The following is a 15802-nucleotide window of genomic DNA, read 5'->3' as shown; positions in this document are numbered from 1 at the left end:
ACGACCAGCACAACGCCACCGCCGCACCCAAGGTCACGAACTCGGCCTCACTGACGGCCCATCAACCGAGTACACTCAGAAACCCACCTCTGACCAGCGCAGATAGCAATCTGCAACTGGAGTACTAGTACTCCAGTTGCAGATTGCTAGCCGGCCGGGTGCCGCCGGATCAGGGCGCGCCCGCCCGCCGGCACGGCGAGGGTGCGCAGCGCGAGGTCGACGCCGGTGAGCCGGCCGACCGGCCGGCCGCGGCAGTCGTGGGTCGCGATGTCGAACGCGCCGCCCGAGTCGTCGTGCAACGTCACGCCGTCCTCGCCACCGTTGGCCAGGTGCCACTCGGTCCACTCGCCGCCCGGCACGGGCACCAGCACATCGGCGTACCGCACGGAGATGACGCGGCCGCCGCCGGCCGCCCGGACGACCGTGTAGCCGGCGGCGACGCCGGTGACCGCCAGCTCCCCGTGGAGCAGGACGCGCGCGTGCCGCCGCCAGAACGCCAGCCAGTGCCGGAGCACGTCCACGGCGCTGTCCCGCTGCTCGGCCAGGCGCACCGACACCTGCGGCACCCCGAACAGCGCGGCCAGCAGGTGCTGGGCGATCCGCTCCGGGCTGTCCGAGGGCGACCACATGATCGGGTCGCTGTGGACGGCCACGCCGGAGGTCGCCAGGCGCATGGAGACGATGCCTCGCCTGTTCTGCGACGGGCTCAGCGGGCAGTCCGCGACGCGGATCATCGTCGCCGTGCGGATGGTGGACGGCGACACGTAGGGCTCGCGGAACTCCAGCATGGCGTCCGGGCGGACCTCCTCGACGGTCCGCGCGAGCTCCGTCAGCAGCGCCAGGCCCCCGGCCGTCGCATCCGGGTGGTCGGCGTCGGCGGGCGCGGGGGCGTCGCGGGCGGTGGCGAACCGCTCCAGGAAGTCGAGCTTGAGCCCGTGGGCGCCGGAGGAGCGCATCAGCTCGGCCACCCGCTCGACGAGGTGCCGGCGCGCCCGCGGGGAGCGCGGGTCGAGCACGGACGCCTCCATCGCGGGCTCGTCGTCGATCGTCGGGAGGAACGCCTCGCGGTACGCCCGGGAGCGGTAGCCGACGAACGGCGTCCCGATCCACCACACGGTCCGCAGACCCAGCGTCAGGGCCCGGTCGACCAGGGCCGGGGCGTCGGGCACCTTGGCGGGCTCGACGCGCCAGTCGCCGCACGAGCCGTAGCCGCGCTCGGTGTCGGGGGTCTGCCAGCCGTCGTCGACGATCAGCGTGCCGAACCCCAGCGTGCCGGCGATCCGCAGCTCGCGGTCGAGTTCGCGCGCGTCCAGGTCCTGGTGGAAGGAGTACCAGGTGCACAGGGTGGGCGCCTCGTTGGCGGCCGTGACCTGTGGCCGTGCCAGACCGAGCCGCCGCCCCGCCGCCGCGACGCTCGCGGCGAAGCCGTCGCCGGTGGTGTCGAGGTGGACCGTCAGCGGATCACCGCCCAGGTCGCACTCGATGTCGAGCACGAAGTCGGCGGTCTCCTCCACCATGCCGGCGCGCACCCGCACCGTCCGGTCGCCTGCCGTCGCCCCGAAGGTCAGGATGGTGCGGTCGCGGCGCCCGAGGAGGGCGCCGAGGCAGACGCCGTTGAACGGGCCCACCTCGCGGGCGGGGCCCCAGGCCGGGGGGAGCTGCACGCTCTCCTGGTGGCTGCCCGGCCGCCACAGCGTGACGGCGTCGGGCGCCGGCAGGCTGGCCAGCAGGCGGGCAGGGCCGGCCGAGGACCGCCGGAGCGTGATGGTCAGCCTGCGCGGGCCGTCCGGCGCCACGGCGGCCCGGCCGGTGTGGTCGTCGAGGGCCTGCGCCACCCGGAGCCGCCCGGTGGAGGAGGCGGGGAGGTCCAGCGGCACCAGCCGCGCGTCGCGCGTCGCGCCCGGCGCCCACGGGGCCGCGATGTCCGGTGACGTCATTTCGCCCGTCATATCGCCCGTCATTTCGCCCCCGTGAAGGAGATGCCGCCGACGATGTGCCGCTGCGCCAGGAAGAAGATGACGACGCAGGGCAGCACGACGACGATCGAGGTGGCCATGAGGAGTGAGGTGTCCGTGCTGTTCGCGGACGTGAAGCCGGCCAGCGCGAGCGGCAGCGTCTTCCAGCGGTCGGAGGTGAGGTAGATCGAGGGCCCGAGGAAGTTGTTCCACGAGCTCATGAACTGCAGCACCGCCGCCGCCACGATGATGGGCTGCGACAGCGGCAGGTAGACCGACCACCAGATGCGGAACCAGCCGGCGCCGTCGACGATCGCGGCGTCGCTCAGCGACGCCGGCAGCCGCAGGTAGAACTGGCGGAAGAGGAAGATGAAGAACGGCGCCCCGAACAGGCTGGGCACGATCAGCGGATAGAGGCTGTCCATCATGTCCAGCTCGCGGAAGAGGATGAACTGCGGCACGAGGGTCACCTCGCCCGGCAGCAGCATCGTCGCCAGGACGACGGCGAACACGGCGCCGGCGCCGCGCGCCGGGATCCGCGCGAAGGCGAACCCGACCAGCGAGGACGACAGCACGGTGAAGACGACCGGCGGGATCGTCGTCAGCAGCGAGTTGGTGAGGTACTGCCAGAACGGGAACGACGAGAGGCCGTCGACGTAGTTCTCGACGTGCCACTGGACCGGCCACAGCGACACGCCCCCTTCCGCCACGCCCTGCCGGGTGCGCAGGGATGTCGCGATCATCCACAGGAACGGGTAGGCGAACACGAACGAGCCGAGGACCAGGGCGATCAGGGACCACGCCTGCCGCAGCCGCGACGGCGCCAGCGGCCCGCCGCCGGCCCTGGGTCGTGAGGTGTCACGGGTGGGGGGCACGGCGGTCCTCCTTGGGCCGGGCGCTCTCGTAGTAGACCCAGAAGGCGCTGCCGCGGAAGATCAGCGCGGTCAGCAGCAGGATCATCAGCAGCAGGATCCACGCCAGCGCCGAGGCGTAGCCCATCCGGAAGTACTCGAAGGCGTTCTGGTAGAGGTACAGGACGAAGAAGAGCAGGGAGTTGGACGGGCCGCCGCCGGCCTGGGTCACCACGTAGCCCTGCGTGAAGGTCTGCATCGCGCCGATGAGGCCGGTGATGACGTTGAAGAAGATCACCGGGCTGATCTGGGGCAGGGTGATGTGCCAGAACCGGCGGAGCGAGCCCGCGCCGTCGATGCCGGCGGCCTCGTAGAGCTCGGTCGGCACGTCCTGCAGGCCGGCGAGGTAGATCACCATGTTGCCGCCGACGGTCCACAGGCTCATGATCACCACCGCGGGCAGCGCCCAGGTGGGGTCGGAGAACCACGTCGGCCCGTCGATGCCGACCAGCCCGAGCACGCCGTTCAGCAGGCCGTAGTTGGGGTTGAAGACCCACAGGAAGAGCACGACCTGGGCGACGCCGGTGACGAGGCTGGGCAGGTACCAGATGGTGCGGAACACGTGGATGCCGCGGACCTGGACGTTCATCAGCAGCGCCACGCCCAGCGAGAGGGCGACCTGCAGCGGCACGCTCAGCGCGGCGTAGATCAGGGTGACCCGCACCGCCTGGGCGACGAGCGGGTCGGACGCGGCCTCGGTGTAGTTGTCCAGGCCGGCGAACGACGGTGGGTCGATGAGGTTCCAGTCGAAGAAGGACAGCACCAGCGAGTAGGCCATCGGCCCGGCGGTGAACAGCAGGAACCCGAAGACCCAGGGGGATATGAAGATCCAGAAGGCGGCGGTGGAGCGGCCCATCCACCCGCGGCGGACCGCGAGCCACATCGGGGCGAGGAACAGCGCGTACACCGCCCCCAGCAGGACGAGGAAGGCGCCCAGCGGCTGCGCGTCGGGCGCCATCCCCAGCCGGCCGAGCGCCTGCTCCACGGCGGTGACGAGCTCACCCATCCAGGGTCTCCTGGCACTGCTCGTTGAGCTCCGGCAGCACCTCGGCGGGGTCCTCGTCGCCCGAGCCGATCGCCGTGCGGGAGAGGAGAGCGGACTCGAAGTCCGACCGGATCTGGGCCTCCTGCCGCACCGACGGCAGGATCCGGGACTGGTCGACCGCGTCGACGAACGCCTGGAGGTTCAGGTCGGGCTCCACCGCCGTGAACGCCTCGGTGGACGCCTCGACGACGGGGACGCCCAGCGAGGACTCGGCGGTCGTCAGGCGGTTCTGGGCGGTCGGCGAGGTGCTCATGAACGCGGCGAACGTGGTGGCGGCCGCCGTCTCCTCGGGTGTGGCGTCCGTGGAGATGCCCAGCCCGTTGATCTCCATTGGCTCGCCGTCGCCGGGCACCGGCACGAGGGCGAGCTTCGGGTCGTCCAGGTCAGCCAGCTTGGCGATGTCCCACGGGCCGAAGTCCGGCTGCATCGCGAGCCGCCCGATGCTCAGCCAGTCGAACATGTCCTGGCCCTCGGCCTCCAGCGGGGTCGGCGCGAAGCCGTCGGGCGCCTGGGCGTCGATGATGTAGTCCGCCGTCTCGGCGGCGACGTCGTTGTCGATGGCGCACTCGGTGCCGGTCACGTCGTAGAAGGCGCCGCCCTCCACGGTGAGCCATCCGACGTACCACAGCGGGGCCGAGCCGTACACCTTGTCCGGCGGCTCGCCCGAGGTGAGCCGCCGGGCGAGGTCGGCGTACTCGCCCGTCGTCATGGGGGTGTCGGCGGAGGGCAGCGGGACGCCGGCCTCGTCGAAGACGTTGCCGTTGACGGCCATCACCTTCGTCTTGACGACGAAGGGCACGGCGAGGTACGAGCCGTCCACCTTCATGCTGCTCGGTATGTTCTCCGAGTAGTACGCGCCCGGATCGACGTCGACCTCCTGGAAGGCGGAGGAGAAGCCGGCCAGGGAGCTGTTGGAGATCTGCGCGACCGTCGGGGCCTGCCCGCCCGCTATCGAGACCTGGAGCTTCTGCTCGTAGTCGCTCTGGATCCAGTTCATCTCGACGTCGATGTCGGGGTGCTCGTCCTCGAAGGCCGCGACCATCGCCTCGAGCGTGTCCGCCTCCTGGTTGTTGCCCCAGTGGGCGAAGGAGATGGTGGTGCCGCCGCCTGATCCCCCGGTCGATCCGCCGCAGGCGGAGAGGACGAGCGTCGCCGTGACGCCCAGGGCTGCGATGGGCAGGGTCTTTCTCATCGGGCTCTTCCTTGACTCTCGATGTGGTGCTGCGTGCCGCTCGCGGTCGCTAGGCGACGGCGCGGGCCTGGGTCCCCGGCTCCACGACCTGCTCGACGCGCCGGCCGCCGACCTCGGCGATCCAGCGCACCGGCCGGGATCCGGTGACCCGCAGGGTGCTGGAGCCGTCGCCGTCGTGCCGGATGCCGACGCGGACGTCCCCCACGGGAACGCCGGTCGCCTCGACCCAGCCGCCGGTCAGATGGCTCCGTGTCGTCAGGGCTCCGTCGGCGGTGACCTGGAGCCCGGTCAGCCCGGTGAGGAGGTGCGCCACCAGGGTGAAGGAGACCTCGGGATAGGCCGCGCGGGACGCCGTCAGGTGGCGGATCCAGCGCAGAGCCTCGTCGTCGCGCCCGTAGCGCAGGAACGCCTCGGGCAGGTACGTGAACGCCTCGATGTTGGACGGGGGCGCGATCTCCATCTCGCGCGCGACGAAGTCGAGGTGCGCGGCCGCCCGGGGCCCCGGCTCGGCCAGGCCCTTCACCGCGGGGAACCAGGACGGCTCGTAGCCGAACGCCGTCACCGGGCCGCGTTCGGACAGCCCGGTCGCGTACCGCTGGCGGTCGTCGCTCCACCACGCGTCCTCGAAGTGCCGCTTGAGGCCGGCCGCCTCGGCCGCGGCGTGCGCGGCGAGCGCGGTGCCGGGCAGGCCGTCGCGGACGGCGGCCATGGCCGCCCACTGGCTGGCGATGCCGTCCCCGGCGACCTGGAGCCCGGGGGCGCTGGCCCCCTCGTTGTAGGTGGGGCTGCCGGCGAAGATGTCGCCGGTTCCCCGCTCCCCCGCGACGCCGGTGCCGAGGATGTCGTGGAGCCGCACGAACTCGGTGGTCACCGCGCGGTAGAAGTCCGTGAGGACCGGGTCGGTGGCGTAGCGCTCGTCGCCGGTCCAGCGCCGCAGCTCCAGGCACGTCTCGACCAGTTCGAAGGGCGCGGGCGTCTCGCGGACGAAGTCGTCGTCGGAGCGGTAGTCGATCTCCGCCGGGCGCCCGTCGAAGTGGAAGGCCCACAGCGGGTAGAAGCGCCGCGCCGGGGTGGCCGAGGCCGCGAAGTGCCGCAGCATCGCGAAGTTCTCGCGGTCCAGGCCGAGCAGGTGCGCGCCGAGCGCCTGGTGGGCCACGTCGCGTGAGTAGAACATCGGGCGGTCGGTGAGCCCCGCCCAGTACGACGGGAGGATGCCGTCGCCGTGCCGCACCCAGCGCAGCGCGCGGTCGGTGGCCCAGGCGTAGCCGGCCTCAAGGTCCCGCTCGCTGGCGCGGAACGCCGGAAGCGCCGGCTCTGAGCGGGCACCGCCCACATGCGCTGTTGCCATGGCGGACATGGAAGCACAGCGACGGCTTCTCGACAATAACTTTCACCGATCCGGCATTGGTACGTCATGGCGGCGGGGCGGTGGAGCCCCGCACGATCAGCTCCGGGTCGAAGAGCAGCTCGCCGGCGTCCACCGGCCTGCCCTGCACCAGCCGGGTCAGGACGGGCACCACGGCCTGGGCGAGCCGCTCGATCGGCTGGCGGACGCTGGTGAGCGGCGGGTCGAAGAACTCCAGCGGGTAGGCGTCGTCGTAGCCGACCACCGAGACGTCGCCCGGCACCCGCAGGCCGGCGCGGCGCACCGCCCGCATCGCGCCCATCGCCATCTCGTCACTGGCGGCTACCATGCCGGTGACCTCGGCGGAGAGCAGCTTCCTCGCCGCCGAGTTGCCGCCCTCGATGCTGTACTCGCTGCGGACCACGACCGCGTCGCCCGGATCGCCGCCGCAGGCCTGGACGGACGCGAGGAAGCCCTTGACGCGCAGATCGCTGGGGCGGTTGCCGATCGGGCCCGCCATGATGCCCAGGCGCCGGTGTCCGAGCTCCCACAGGTGCTCCACCGCCAGCTCCGCCGCCAGCAGGTCGTTGGTCGACAGCGTGGGCGCGCGCATGCCGGCGACCGGCCCGTCGATGCAGATGAACGGGATACGCCGCTGGGCCAGCAGGCGGTACGCCCCCGGGTCCTCGTCCACCAGGGTGTTGCTGGCGGAGACGAAGACCGCGGCGAGCATCCCCGCGTCGGCCATCGCCGCGACGTAGTCCAGCTCCTGGGGCCCCCCGACCGGCGACGCCGAGGCGACCACGGCGCGGTACCCCTGCAGCCCGAGCGCCGCGGACATGCGGTCCGCGAGCCGGGCGAAGAAGGGATCCAGCAGCCCGGGCGTGACCAGCAGCACCAGATTGCCGGTCGGCACGCGGGCGTACCCGACCGCCCGCATGGCCTCCTCGACCGCCCGGCGGGTGTCGGGGGCGACCACGCCGCGGTTGTTGATCACCCGGCTGACCGTCGCCTCGCTGACTCCTGCCGCCTTCGCGACATCCCCGATCCCGACCTTCGCCATGACTCCCCTGCCTTGACCTCGCGTTGCGGCGCGCGCCGGCGTTCCCCGAAGGGCTCGGCCTCCGTGCCGAGGGGCGCGGCCATGTTCGTAGTCTGCAAGTATCTTGCACACTCTGTCTTAGATCCGTCGTGAGGGATACCGTACGACGGCGGGTTTCCGGCCAGAGCGCGCGGCCGCGTCGGCGCCTCGTCGGACGGTACCCCTTCGTCGCGGACCAGGTCGGCGGTCGTGGTGCCGACGGGTGCGCAGGCGAGGTGGTAGGCGGTCTGATCGGGTTCACTGATGCTGCGGCGAGCCAGCACCCAGCGGTGATGGGTGGGCTCCTCGGCGTCGAAGACGACGTTGCGGGGCAGCTTCGCGGCTGCCCAGTCCTGGACGCGGGGGCCTTTGGCACCGTCGCCGCAGGACAGACGCTGCCACGCCTCGGGCGGGGCCTGACCCACGACGGCATCGATGCGCCGGCGCTGCCAGGCTCCGGCGGGGATGTCCCAGCTCAGCCGACCACGCCCCGGCCTCATCCGTCCCCGCCATGACCGGATCAGCGAGACACACCAGGTCAAGGCACGATTCGCTGCTGGAGTACTAGAGCCGTGGCGGCAGCTCGACGTGCCGCAGCTTGTCCGGGTTGCGGACGAAGTGGATCGCGGCGATGCGGCCGTCCACGACCTCCACGCTGGCCACGGTGTCGAGCCGCCCGCCCAGGGTGAGCACCATCCCCGGGCGGCCGTTGACCGACGCCCGCCACATCCCGACATCCACCAGCCGCGACGTGACCCCCAGCGCCCACCGCGCCACCTTGTCCGCCCCCCGCACCGGCCGCAGCGCCGCCTGCGCCTTGCCACCGCCGTCGGCCCACAGCACCACGTCAGGCGCGAGCAGCTCCAGCATCCGCCCCATGTCGCCGCCCACGCACGCGGCGAGGAACTCCTCCGTCACCCGCCGCTGTTCCTCGGCCGAGGTGTCGAAGCGGGGCCGCCGCGCCGCCACGTGCGACCTGGCGCGGTGCGCGAGCTGCCGCACCGCCGGCTCCGAACGCCCCAGCGCCTCGGCGATCTCGGGGTAGGCGTAGCCGAAGACCTCGCGCAGCACGAAGACCGCCCGCTCCAGGGGGCTCAGGCTCTCCAGTACCACCAGCATGGCCAGCGAGACCGACTCCGCCTGCTCGACCTCCTCCGCCACGTCCGGAGCGCTGACCAGCGGCTCGGGCAGCCACGGCCCGACATACCGCTCGCGCTGCACGGCGGCGGAGCTGAGCCGGCTGAGGGAGAGGTTGGTGACGGTGCGCGCCAGATACGCCCCGGGATGGGCGATCTCGCCCGCCTGGGCCGCCTGGGCCGCCTGGCTCCACTTCAGCCACGCGTCCTGCACCACGTCCTCGGCGTCCGCGACGCTGCCCAGCATCCGGTACGCGATCCCGAACAGCCGCCCCCGGTGCTCCTCGAACGCCCGCGCCAGCCCGTCACTCACCGCTCGACCCTACGCCGCGGGCGGCGGCCGGGGGCCGCACCGCGCAGCCGATGCGCGCCGCGCCGACCATGACGGCCAGGAGCTTCAGGTCCGGATCGAGCGCGTTCCACTTCTCCACGCCCCTCTCGAAGCGGAAGTAGGTGCGGAGCACCTTCCCGTTGTGCCCGTACACCAGCCCCGGCCTCAGCACCTTGCCGGTGCGGCGCAGCGAGTACCACTCGCCCAGCCGCACCAAGAGCGTGCGACGGGGGGGTGAGGGAGATCCGCGCCATGACTTTGTCCTCCTCCTGGGGTGGCGTTACCAGTCCGCCAGCTCTGACAGGACAGCCCTCGCCGTTGTGACGTCCGCCCTTCTCGCCCCACGGTCCGGCGTTGTAGGGTCACGGCAGGCCAACGCACAGTCACAACGCACAGTCATGGGGTGCCGGGTTGGGGAGCCCGGCGGGAGGGGAGCGACGTCTGCCATGGTCACAAACAGCACAAACGCCTCAAGCGCGGCGTCCGTTGAACCACAGCGCAGCCACGGCCACAGCCACGGACGCGGCCGTCTCGGTACCACCTGATCACCCCCACGGACTGGTTCCGGGTCCCGCTGCGTTCGGAGCCGAAGCGGGAGCGCGCGGTCACCTCGCTGGTCGACCGCACCTTCCCCAACCGCGACCAGCACGCCGCGCAGCGGCGGGAGTTACGGGACATGCTCACCGGCATAGTGGACCGGGCGGCCCGGAGCGACGGCATCGAGCTGTACCTGTCCACCCACTCGGTCCTCGGCGTGCCCGTCCCGGCCAGCCTGCTGGTGAGCGCCGAGCCCGAGGACCCGCGGCTGCCGGATGCGATACCGGTGGAGCTGCTGGCGGACGGCCTGCGCGAGAAGCACGGCGAGCGGGCCGAGGTCGCGGTGGTGGCGTTGCCCAGCGGGCCGGCGGTGCGCTGCCGGCGCCGCGAACTGACCGACGACGCCCGAGATCTCGGGGTGCCGCCGGACCGCTCCTCCACCCCGCTGGAGATCTACGTGCCCGTCCCGGGCTCGCGCGCCTGGCTGCTCCTCACCTTCAGCGCACCGCTGCCGGAGCTGGCGGAGGCCCAGGTGGAGATGTTCGACGTCATCGCGGCGTCCCTGCGCTGGTCTTGGGAGGGGTGAGCCATGGCCGACGTGATCCTCACGATCGAGGACATCCGGGAGCTGGGGCGGCGACTGCGTTTCATCGCCACGGAGTTCGAGGGCGCGAACGACATCGCCGAGGAGTACGGCGAATCCGTTGCTCACGACGATCTGGCGCACGAGCTGGAGCAGTTCGCGGAGAACTGGGAGATCACGCGAGGCGAGCTGATGCAGAAGCTGCAAGAACTGGCCGAGGCCGCGAGCGGAGCGGCGGACGGGTACAGCGGCTGGGAGCAGGCGCTGGTCGACGCGCTCGAGGGGGAGGGCTGAGCCCATGGCCGACGACCGCCCCCGGGACTGGTCTCCCCTGGTCGAGGACGGCTCCGACCCGATCCCGGGCGACTGGGAGCTGGTGCAGGAGGCCGCCGCCCGCTACCGCGAGACGGCTGACGCCATCCAACGCGCCCAGACGCTGCTCCGCGACGTGACCGACAGCGAGGAGGGCTGGCAGTCGGAGGGCGGAGACGCCTTCCGCGAGAAGGCGACGGAGCTGTCGGACGACGTCTTCCAGGCGTACGGGCGTTACGACGCCGTGGCCGACGCGCTGGCCGAGTACTGGCCGGATCTGAAGGAGGCCCAGGAGGACAGCCTGGACCTGCGACGCCAGGCCAATGCCCTCCAAGACGAGATCGACGCCCTGAACCCTCCGCCAGGCGGTCGCGCAGCCGCTGCAGCTCACCCTGGGCCAGGTCCAGGTCCCCGCGCACCACCCCGAGATCACCGTGCGTCTCGGAGTCCTCGTCCTCCGCCGCCTCCACCTGCCTCATCGACGACAAGGACGCGGCGGCCCAGCGCGCGGCCGACGCGATCGGGGAGTTCATCGGCAGCGACGGCCTGAAGGACGGCTTCTGGGACCGCATGGGCGCCGCCTGGGACGCGTTCCAGGATGTCATGGCCATCGTCGGAGAAATCGCCGGGCAGATAGCCATGTACGCGGGTATAGCCTCGCTGGCCCTCTGCTGGGTTCCGGTCCTGGGCCAGGCCCTCGCCGCCGTCGCCACGATCGCCACTGTCGTCTCCCTCGCGGCGAACCTCGTAAACGGAGACTGGCATGGCGTGTTGCTGGACTCCATTGGCCTGCTCACCTTCGGCGTCGGCCGGGTCGCGGGGGCTGCGGCACGGAGCATTCGCACGCAGGCGGCTCAGAGGATCGACGAGGTGAGCGACGCCGCGTTGGCGCGCATCCCGAAGAACGCGCCCCTCTCGGAAAGGTACCGCCTGTACCGGATCTACGGGGGGAAGCCAAGCTTGGCGAACGCCGCCAGACGCCAACTGCGGGAGACAGCCGATCTTTGCACCGGCCCGATGGCCGAATTGCGCCGCACGCTGCCGGACCTGGGCCAAAGCCTAAGGGGCGGCTTCCGCCCACGCGAGTGGCAGAGGGCAGGGAGCTGGCGGGAAGCCATGGGCCTCACCGACTCGACCCTCGCCAGCAGCAACATCGCAGGCATGGGTAACACTGCCAGCTGGGCGGGCGCCGGCGAGGTGGCTAGTTGGGGCGTCGGCACGGCCACGACATTGTGGACACATGACGAGACCGCCGGATTGCAGATGAACACTCCCCTTCAGATCCATCCGTCCGAGGGCTGGTCCATGGACTGGAACCTTCCCTTCTCCGACGCGCCCGGGGTGTCATTGAGCGACGAGCCCTTCGATGTGGGTGAGTTCTCCCGCCAGGAGAGCGAGGCGCTGATCCGGTGAGGCAGTGGGTCTCCCAGTTCGGCTGTCCCGCAGCTGGATGGCTACCGCTGGTGGTGAGCAGCCCGGACGGCGCCGAACGCGCGGCGCGCGAGATTGCGGAGTGGGAGGGCGAGGGAATGCGCGAGTACGCCGAAGAGGTGTACCCGGAGTTGAAGACGATCTGGGAGGAGATGCGGGAACGGCGCGCCGCGCCAGTCGCCGTCTACGTGCCACCCGTGCCGCTCGACTCCCACCTTCGGGTGCCGATCATCGCATACGTCCAGGGACGGCTCGTCTCGCCACAGGAACGCACCATGGAAGCGATTGTCGACCTGGTCAGCCAGCCACAGCCCGACCAGTTCCGGAAGCCGGATATCACGGTCGTGGAGCTCCCGGCGGGCCCGGCCTGCCGAATGCCCCGAGAGTGTCTTCAAGTTCTCGGTGTCCTGGTCCAGCCCGGCAGTCACCCCGAGGGCGATGGTGACGGCCGAGGAGATGGCCGACTCCCTGACCGTGCAGCCCCTCAAGACGGAGGAGAACAGCGGATGACAGAAGAAAACGGCGAGGGAGACATGATGTCGGAGTGGGTCCCGGTTTTTGACTACCCGGCAGACGAGGAGTGGCTTCTGCTGGACGTGAATGTCCCAGGGGGCGCCGAGCGAGTCGCACAGCAGGTCGCCGACCGGGGCGGGCGGGAGAACAAGCGATACGCCAAGGCCGTGCGTGAGCACCTGGAGTTTTCGTGGAAGGGGGCGAGGGAGGAGGGAACCGCGGCCGTCGTGGTGTATGTACCGCACGCCTGGCGCAACGCGCCTCTCCTGACACCCGCCAGCGTCAACACCAATCGGTTCACCCCCGATCACGGGCGAACCATGGAGGCCCTTATGGCCAAGATGCGCGATCCCACTATCACCCCGGAGGATGCGGAGATCACGGCTGTGGAGTTGCCGGCTGGGCCTGCCTGCCGCGTGCGACAGACGTTCAGCCTCGACACGGGCGACGCCGGTGCGGCGGTGGAGAACGTGCTCCACCATGTGCTTGCCGAGGAGTATCCGGAGGAGATCCTTCTGCTCAACGCGCACTGGGTCAGCGACGCCTTCAGCTCGGGCATGGTGGAGCTGGCCGACCAGATGGCTGCCTCGCTGAGGCTCACCGCCCGCGGCTCAGGCGAGAGCCCACGGCCGGTGCTAGCCGCGCCCGAGGCGAAGGTCGCCTTCGACGAGGTGCAGATCGGCAAGGGCATGCGCCCGATCGCGCAGCACGGCTTCGTCACGATCGAGCAGGGCGTCCTCACGCTGCTGGACAGCGACCGCCAGCCCATCGACAGCGCACCCGTCACCAAGATCCACGCATCGAGGCGAGGAATCACCGGCGGCACCGTCGTGTCCTTGACCCTCAACGGCGAGAAGTACAACGTCTCCCCCGGCTGGGGCGCCCGCCGCCCATCCCTCCCCATCCCAGGCTTCGGCAATCCGGTCAAGGATGCGACCGACATACTCATGCAGCTCATCGAGCGTGGAGGCGGCACGACCGACTGAGCACGAACACCCGTCCGCCGAAGACCGGGCGGTCGACATACGGCACGAGTGGGGAGGGGCCGAGCGATGACCGAGTGGGTGCCTCGATTCGACTATCCGGCGTCCGAGGAATGGCTGCTGATGGACGCAGACCTCCCAGACGCCGCCGAAAGGGTCGCACAGCAAGTCGCCAAACGCGGCGGACGGCGCAACAAGCGGTACGCCAAAGCCGTACGCGGACACCTGGAGCGCACCTGGGCCAGGACACGGGAGGACAGAATCGAGCCCCTGGTGGTGTACGTGCCGCACGTGTGGCGTGACGTGCCGGGCTTCACGCCCTCCAGCGTGTACACCAGACCATTCATCCCCGACCACGAGCGGACCATGGAGGCCATCATGGTCAGAGCCCGCAAGCCGACAGACGCCCCGACGGAGGCGGAGGTCACGGCCGTCGAACTGCCTGCGGGTTCTGCCTGCCGCGTGCATGAGCGTTCCCTATCGACACTGGCCACGCAGGGGTGGTGACCGTGGAAAACGTGCACTACTACGTACTGGCCGAGGAGTACCCGAAAGAGATCGTCCTGTTCATTGCCGACTGGGCCACCAACGCCCTCGGCCCAGGGATGGTCGAGTTGGCCGATCAGATGGCCGCCTCGCTGCGGTTCACGCCGCGAGGCTCGGACGATAAGCCACGCCCAATGACGGAGTGGACGCTCCGGATTGACTATCCGGCCGACGGGGAGTGGCTGCCGGCGAGGACCTGGGCACGAGGCGGCCGGCGGACGCCCTGGGCGAAGGCGGAAGGCAAAGGCAAGGGAGCTGATTGATGACCGAGTGGGTGCCCACGTTCGACTACCCGGCGTCCGAGGAGTGGCTGCTGCTGGACGTCAACCTCCCCGACGGCGCCGAGCGGGTCGCGCAGCAGGTCGCCGACCGGGGCGGACGGCACAACAAGCGGTACGCCAGGGGCGTTCGCGAGCTGATGAAGCACAACTGGGACGGGTCGTCGGAGCTCAGGGTCGGCCCCGTGGTGGTGTACGTGCCGCCGGTGCCGAGCAACGCCCTGCCCCTGTCGCCCGCCAGCGTCAACGCCCTGCGGGAGGTCCCCGATCACGACCGGACCCTGGAGACGGTCGTGCGCCACGCGCGCGAGGCGGCCGCCGAGGCCGAGGCGGACCCCACCCGCAGGCGGGAGATCACGACGGTGGAACTGCCCGCCGGCCCCGCCTGCCGCATTCACGACGCTCCCGTTCCCAACCCCGGACACGAGGGAGAGCCGGCGAGGTGGGAGATGCTGTACCACCTGCTGCTCACGGAGGAGTGCCCGAAGGAGATCCTGGTGCTGGACGCCACCTGGGTCAGCGGTGCCGTTCCGGGGATGGCGGAACTGGCCGACCGGATGGCCGCCACGCTGAGGTTCGTCCCCGGCGACTCCGGCCAGGGCCCCCACCCGGTGCTGGCCTCGCCGCAGGCCCCGATCGTCTTCGACGAGGTGCAGATCGGCAAGGGCCTGCGCCCGCTCGCCCAGCACGGCTTCGTCACCATCGACCGGGATGAGGACGTTCTCACGCTGCTGGACAGCAACCGGCGGCCCATCGACAGCGCCCCCCTCGCCAAGGTCGAGGCATCGAAGCGAGGAATCACCGGCGGCATGACCGTGTCCCTTGCCCTCAACGGCACGAAGTACAGCGTCTCTCCCGGCTGGGGCGCCCGCCGCCCGGCGCCCATCCCCGGCCTGGGCAATCCGGTCAAGGACGCGGCCGACACGCTCATGCGGCTCATCGAGCACGGAGGCGGTTCTACCCGCTGAGCGACACCCGCAGGAGTTGGACGAGTACGATCCGGAAACCTAGGACAGTCGGCGTTAGCCGAACCGGCCATCGGTAAGGGCGTGGAGGTGTTACGCGCCGCGCAGGCGATCGGCGATCCCGACGTGCGGCGGCGCATGCCGCATCCGTGAGCGGGCCGCCGGTGTCCGACGCCGGGGCGTCAGTCGAGCCTGTTGGGTTCCAGGGAGAAGAAGATCACCTGGTGTGCCTCCCTCAACTCCTCCGGGCTCGGGCCCAGCCAGGACTTCTTCCAGTCGGCGAGGATCTCGGTCAGGTGCTTCTCGCGGATCTGGTGAAACGCCTCGTGGCGCGTCGTGCCGGGCGGGAACGTGATCACCCCCGAGCATTCGCTGGTCCGCGACTCGTACGTGTTCGGCTCGGGCTTGTAGTGGAACGTGATGACGTAGCTGAACTCGATCGGCCCGGCGGCATCGTGTGCCGTCATGGGGTCCCCACCTTCTCGTTCGGTTCGGGTTCGCCCTACAGGATGATCGCCGAGCACGTCCGGTTCCCACCGCCTGGACCGCCTTCCTCGCCGCCCACCACGGACCAGAACGACAGGGCCGGGACGGAGCGGGTACACACCCGCCCTGTCCCGGCCCTTGCTGGCCCGTCTCTCCCCCTCCTGGAGACGGA

At 70.8% G+C, this 15802-nt stretch carries 17 protein-coding genes and 1 pseudogene; 8 read left to right on the top strand and 10 right to left on the bottom strand.

All coding sequences use genetic code 11. The features are described from left to right. Positions 1-146: 146 nt before the first annotated feature. From ACTWQH_RS29605 to ACTWQH_RS29565, 9 genes and pseudogenes are all read right to left on the bottom strand, one after another. The gene (locus tag ACTWQH_RS29605) at positions 147-1937 is read right to left on the bottom strand and encodes a hypothetical protein (RefSeq protein WP_443289866.1); all 1791 of its coding nucleotides are present in this window, start codon (positions 1935-1937) and stop codon (positions 147-149) included. Between the two features lie 20 nt (positions 1938-1957). Beyond that, on the bottom strand, positions 1958-2830 hold the full coding sequence (locus tag ACTWQH_RS29600) for a carbohydrate ABC transporter permease (RefSeq protein ID WP_443289865.1): 873 nt from the start codon (positions 2828-2830) through the stop codon (positions 1958-1960). Further along, positions 2814-3872, bottom strand: coding sequence for a carbohydrate ABC transporter permease (locus tag ACTWQH_RS29595; RefSeq protein WP_443289864.1), 1059 nt, complete (start codon positions 3870-3872; stop codon positions 2814-2816). Before ACTWQH_RS29595 ends, ACTWQH_RS29600 begins: the two co-directional genes overlap by 17 nt. Beyond that, on the bottom strand, positions 3865-5103 hold the full coding sequence (locus ACTWQH_RS29590) for an extracellular solute-binding protein (RefSeq protein ID WP_443289863.1): 1239 nt from the start codon (positions 5101-5103) through the stop codon (positions 3865-3867). Before ACTWQH_RS29590 ends, ACTWQH_RS29595 begins: the two co-directional genes overlap by 8 nt. Positions 5104-5152: 49 nt before the next feature. Then, complete coding sequence (locus tag ACTWQH_RS29585) at positions 5153-6451, bottom strand: hypothetical protein (protein ID WP_443289862.1); 1299 nt, start codon at positions 6449-6451, stop codon at positions 5153-5155. A gap of 64 nt (positions 6452-6515) precedes the next feature. Then, on the bottom strand, positions 6516-7511 hold the full coding sequence (locus tag ACTWQH_RS29580; RefSeq protein WP_443289861.1) for a LacI family DNA-binding transcriptional regulator: 996 nt from the start codon (positions 7509-7511) through the stop codon (positions 6516-6518). A 200-nt stretch (positions 7512-7711) separates the two neighbouring features. Next, a pseudogene (locus ACTWQH_RS29575) lies at positions 7712-7969 on the bottom strand (IS701 family transposase); the annotation flags it as partial. Positions 7970-8093: 124 nt separating this feature from the next. Then, a complete protein-coding gene (locus ACTWQH_RS29570; RefSeq protein WP_443289860.1) occupies positions 8094-8978 on the bottom strand; it encodes an RNA polymerase sigma-70 factor in 885 nt (294 codons plus the stop codon). Further along, positions 8971-9210 carry a hypothetical protein gene (locus ACTWQH_RS29565; protein ID WP_443289859.1) on the bottom strand — a complete coding sequence of 80 codons (240 nt, stop codon included), beginning with the start codon at positions 9208-9210 and terminating at the stop codon, positions 8971-8973. Before ACTWQH_RS29565 ends, ACTWQH_RS29570 begins: the two co-directional genes overlap by 8 nt. 462 nt (positions 9211-9672) lie before the next feature. Here ACTWQH_RS29565 and ACTWQH_RS29560 point away from each other — a divergent pair, with 462 nt between their 5' ends. The 8 genes from ACTWQH_RS29560 (at position 9673) to ACTWQH_RS29525 (ending at position 15147) form a co-directional block, all read left to right on the top strand. Further along, a complete protein-coding gene (locus tag ACTWQH_RS29560; protein WP_443289858.1) occupies positions 9673-10119 on the top strand; it encodes a hypothetical protein in 447 nt (148 codons plus the stop codon). 3 nt (positions 10120-10122) lie between these two features. Continuing rightward, positions 10123-10410: a hypothetical protein gene (locus tag ACTWQH_RS29555; protein WP_443289857.1), complete on the top strand. Its 288-nt coding sequence runs from the start codon at positions 10123-10125 to the stop codon at positions 10408-10410. Between the two features lie 4 nt (positions 10411-10414). Then, positions 10415-10978, top strand: a complete 564-nt coding sequence (locus ACTWQH_RS29550; protein WP_443289856.1) for a putative T7SS-secreted protein — start codon at positions 10415-10417, stop codon at positions 10976-10978. A gap of 20 nt (positions 10979-10998) precedes the next feature. Beyond that, entirely contained in the window at positions 10999-11841 is an 843-nt protein-coding gene (locus tag ACTWQH_RS29545; RefSeq protein ID WP_443289855.1) for a hypothetical protein, read from the top strand. After that, positions 11838-13358 (top strand): hypothetical protein, encoded by a 1521-nt coding sequence (locus tag ACTWQH_RS29540; protein WP_443289854.1) that lies wholly within the window; start codon positions 11838-11840, stop codon positions 13356-13358. The genes ACTWQH_RS29545 and ACTWQH_RS29540 overlap by 4 nt, the downstream gene beginning before the upstream one ends. A 66-nt stretch (positions 13359-13424) precedes the next feature. Further along, complete coding sequence (locus tag ACTWQH_RS29535) at positions 13425-13862, top strand: hypothetical protein (RefSeq protein ID WP_443289853.1); 438 nt, start codon at positions 13425-13427, stop codon at positions 13860-13862. A gap of 2 nt (positions 13863-13864) precedes the next feature. Further along, positions 13865-14164: a hypothetical protein gene (locus tag ACTWQH_RS29530; RefSeq protein ID WP_443289852.1), complete on the top strand. Its 300-nt coding sequence runs from the start codon at positions 13865-13867 to the stop codon at positions 14162-14164. Beyond that, positions 14164-15147 carry a hypothetical protein gene (locus ACTWQH_RS29525; protein ID WP_443289851.1) on the top strand — a complete coding sequence of 328 codons (984 nt, stop codon included), beginning with the start codon at positions 14164-14166 and terminating at the stop codon, positions 15145-15147. The genes ACTWQH_RS29530 and ACTWQH_RS29525 overlap by 1 nt, the downstream gene beginning before the upstream one ends. 179 nt (positions 15148-15326) lie before the next feature. Here ACTWQH_RS29525 and ACTWQH_RS29520 read toward each other — a convergent pair whose 3' ends face one another. Next, positions 15327-15611: a hypothetical protein gene (locus ACTWQH_RS29520; protein WP_443289850.1), complete on the bottom strand. Its 285-nt coding sequence runs from the start codon at positions 15609-15611 to the stop codon at positions 15327-15329. Positions 15612-15802 lie beyond the last annotated feature (191 nt).

Origin of the sequence: Streptomyces sp. 6N223, assembly GCF_052246635.1 — a bacterium.
Lineage (GTDB): Bacteria > Actinomycetota > Actinomycetes > Streptomycetales > Streptomycetaceae > Streptomyces.
The sequence above is the reverse complement of the archived record's forward strand: the minus strand, read 5'-3'. Positions and strand labels throughout refer to the sequence as shown.

Bases quoted from the DNA above. Each gene is read 5' to 3' on its own strand.
- ACTWQH_RS29605 (WP_443289866.1), bottom strand. From the start codon at position 1,937: ATGACGTCACCGGACATCGCGGCCCCGTGGGCGCCGGGCGCGACGCGC.
- ACTWQH_RS29595 (WP_443289864.1), bottom strand. From the start codon at position 3,872: ATGGGTGAGCTCGTCACCGCCGTGGAGCAGGCGCTCGGCCGGCTGGGG.
- ACTWQH_RS29590 (WP_443289863.1), bottom strand. From the start codon at position 5,103: ATGAGAAAGACCCTGCCCATCGCAGCCCTGGGCGTCACGGCGACGCTC.
- ACTWQH_RS29585 (WP_443289862.1), bottom strand. From the start codon at position 6,451: ATGGCAACAGCGCATGTGGGCGGTGCCCGCTCAGAGCCGGCGCTTCCG.
- ACTWQH_RS29580 (WP_443289861.1), bottom strand. From the start codon at position 7,511: ATGGCGAAGGTCGGGATCGGGGATGTCGCGAAGGCGGCAGGAGTCAGC.
- ACTWQH_RS29560 (WP_443289858.1), top strand. From the start codon at position 9,673: ATGCTCACCGGCATAGTGGACCGGGCGGCCCGGAGCGACGGCATCGAG.
- ACTWQH_RS29555 (WP_443289857.1), top strand. From the start codon at position 10,123: ATGGCCGACGTGATCCTCACGATCGAGGACATCCGGGAGCTGGGGCGG.
- ACTWQH_RS29550 (WP_443289856.1), top strand. From the start codon at position 10,415: ATGGCCGACGACCGCCCCCGGGACTGGTCTCCCCTGGTCGAGGACGGC.
- ACTWQH_RS29545 (WP_443289855.1), top strand. From the start codon at position 10,999: ATGGGCGCCGCCTGGGACGCGTTCCAGGATGTCATGGCCATCGTCGGA.
- ACTWQH_RS29535 (WP_443289853.1), top strand. From the start codon at position 13,425: ATGACCGAGTGGGTGCCTCGATTCGACTATCCGGCGTCCGAGGAATGG.
- ACTWQH_RS29525 (WP_443289851.1), top strand. From the start codon at position 14,164: ATGACCGAGTGGGTGCCCACGTTCGACTACCCGGCGTCCGAGGAGTGG.
- ACTWQH_RS29520 (WP_443289850.1), bottom strand. From the start codon at position 15,611: ATGACGGCACACGATGCCGCCGGGCCGATCGAGTTCAGCTACGTCATC.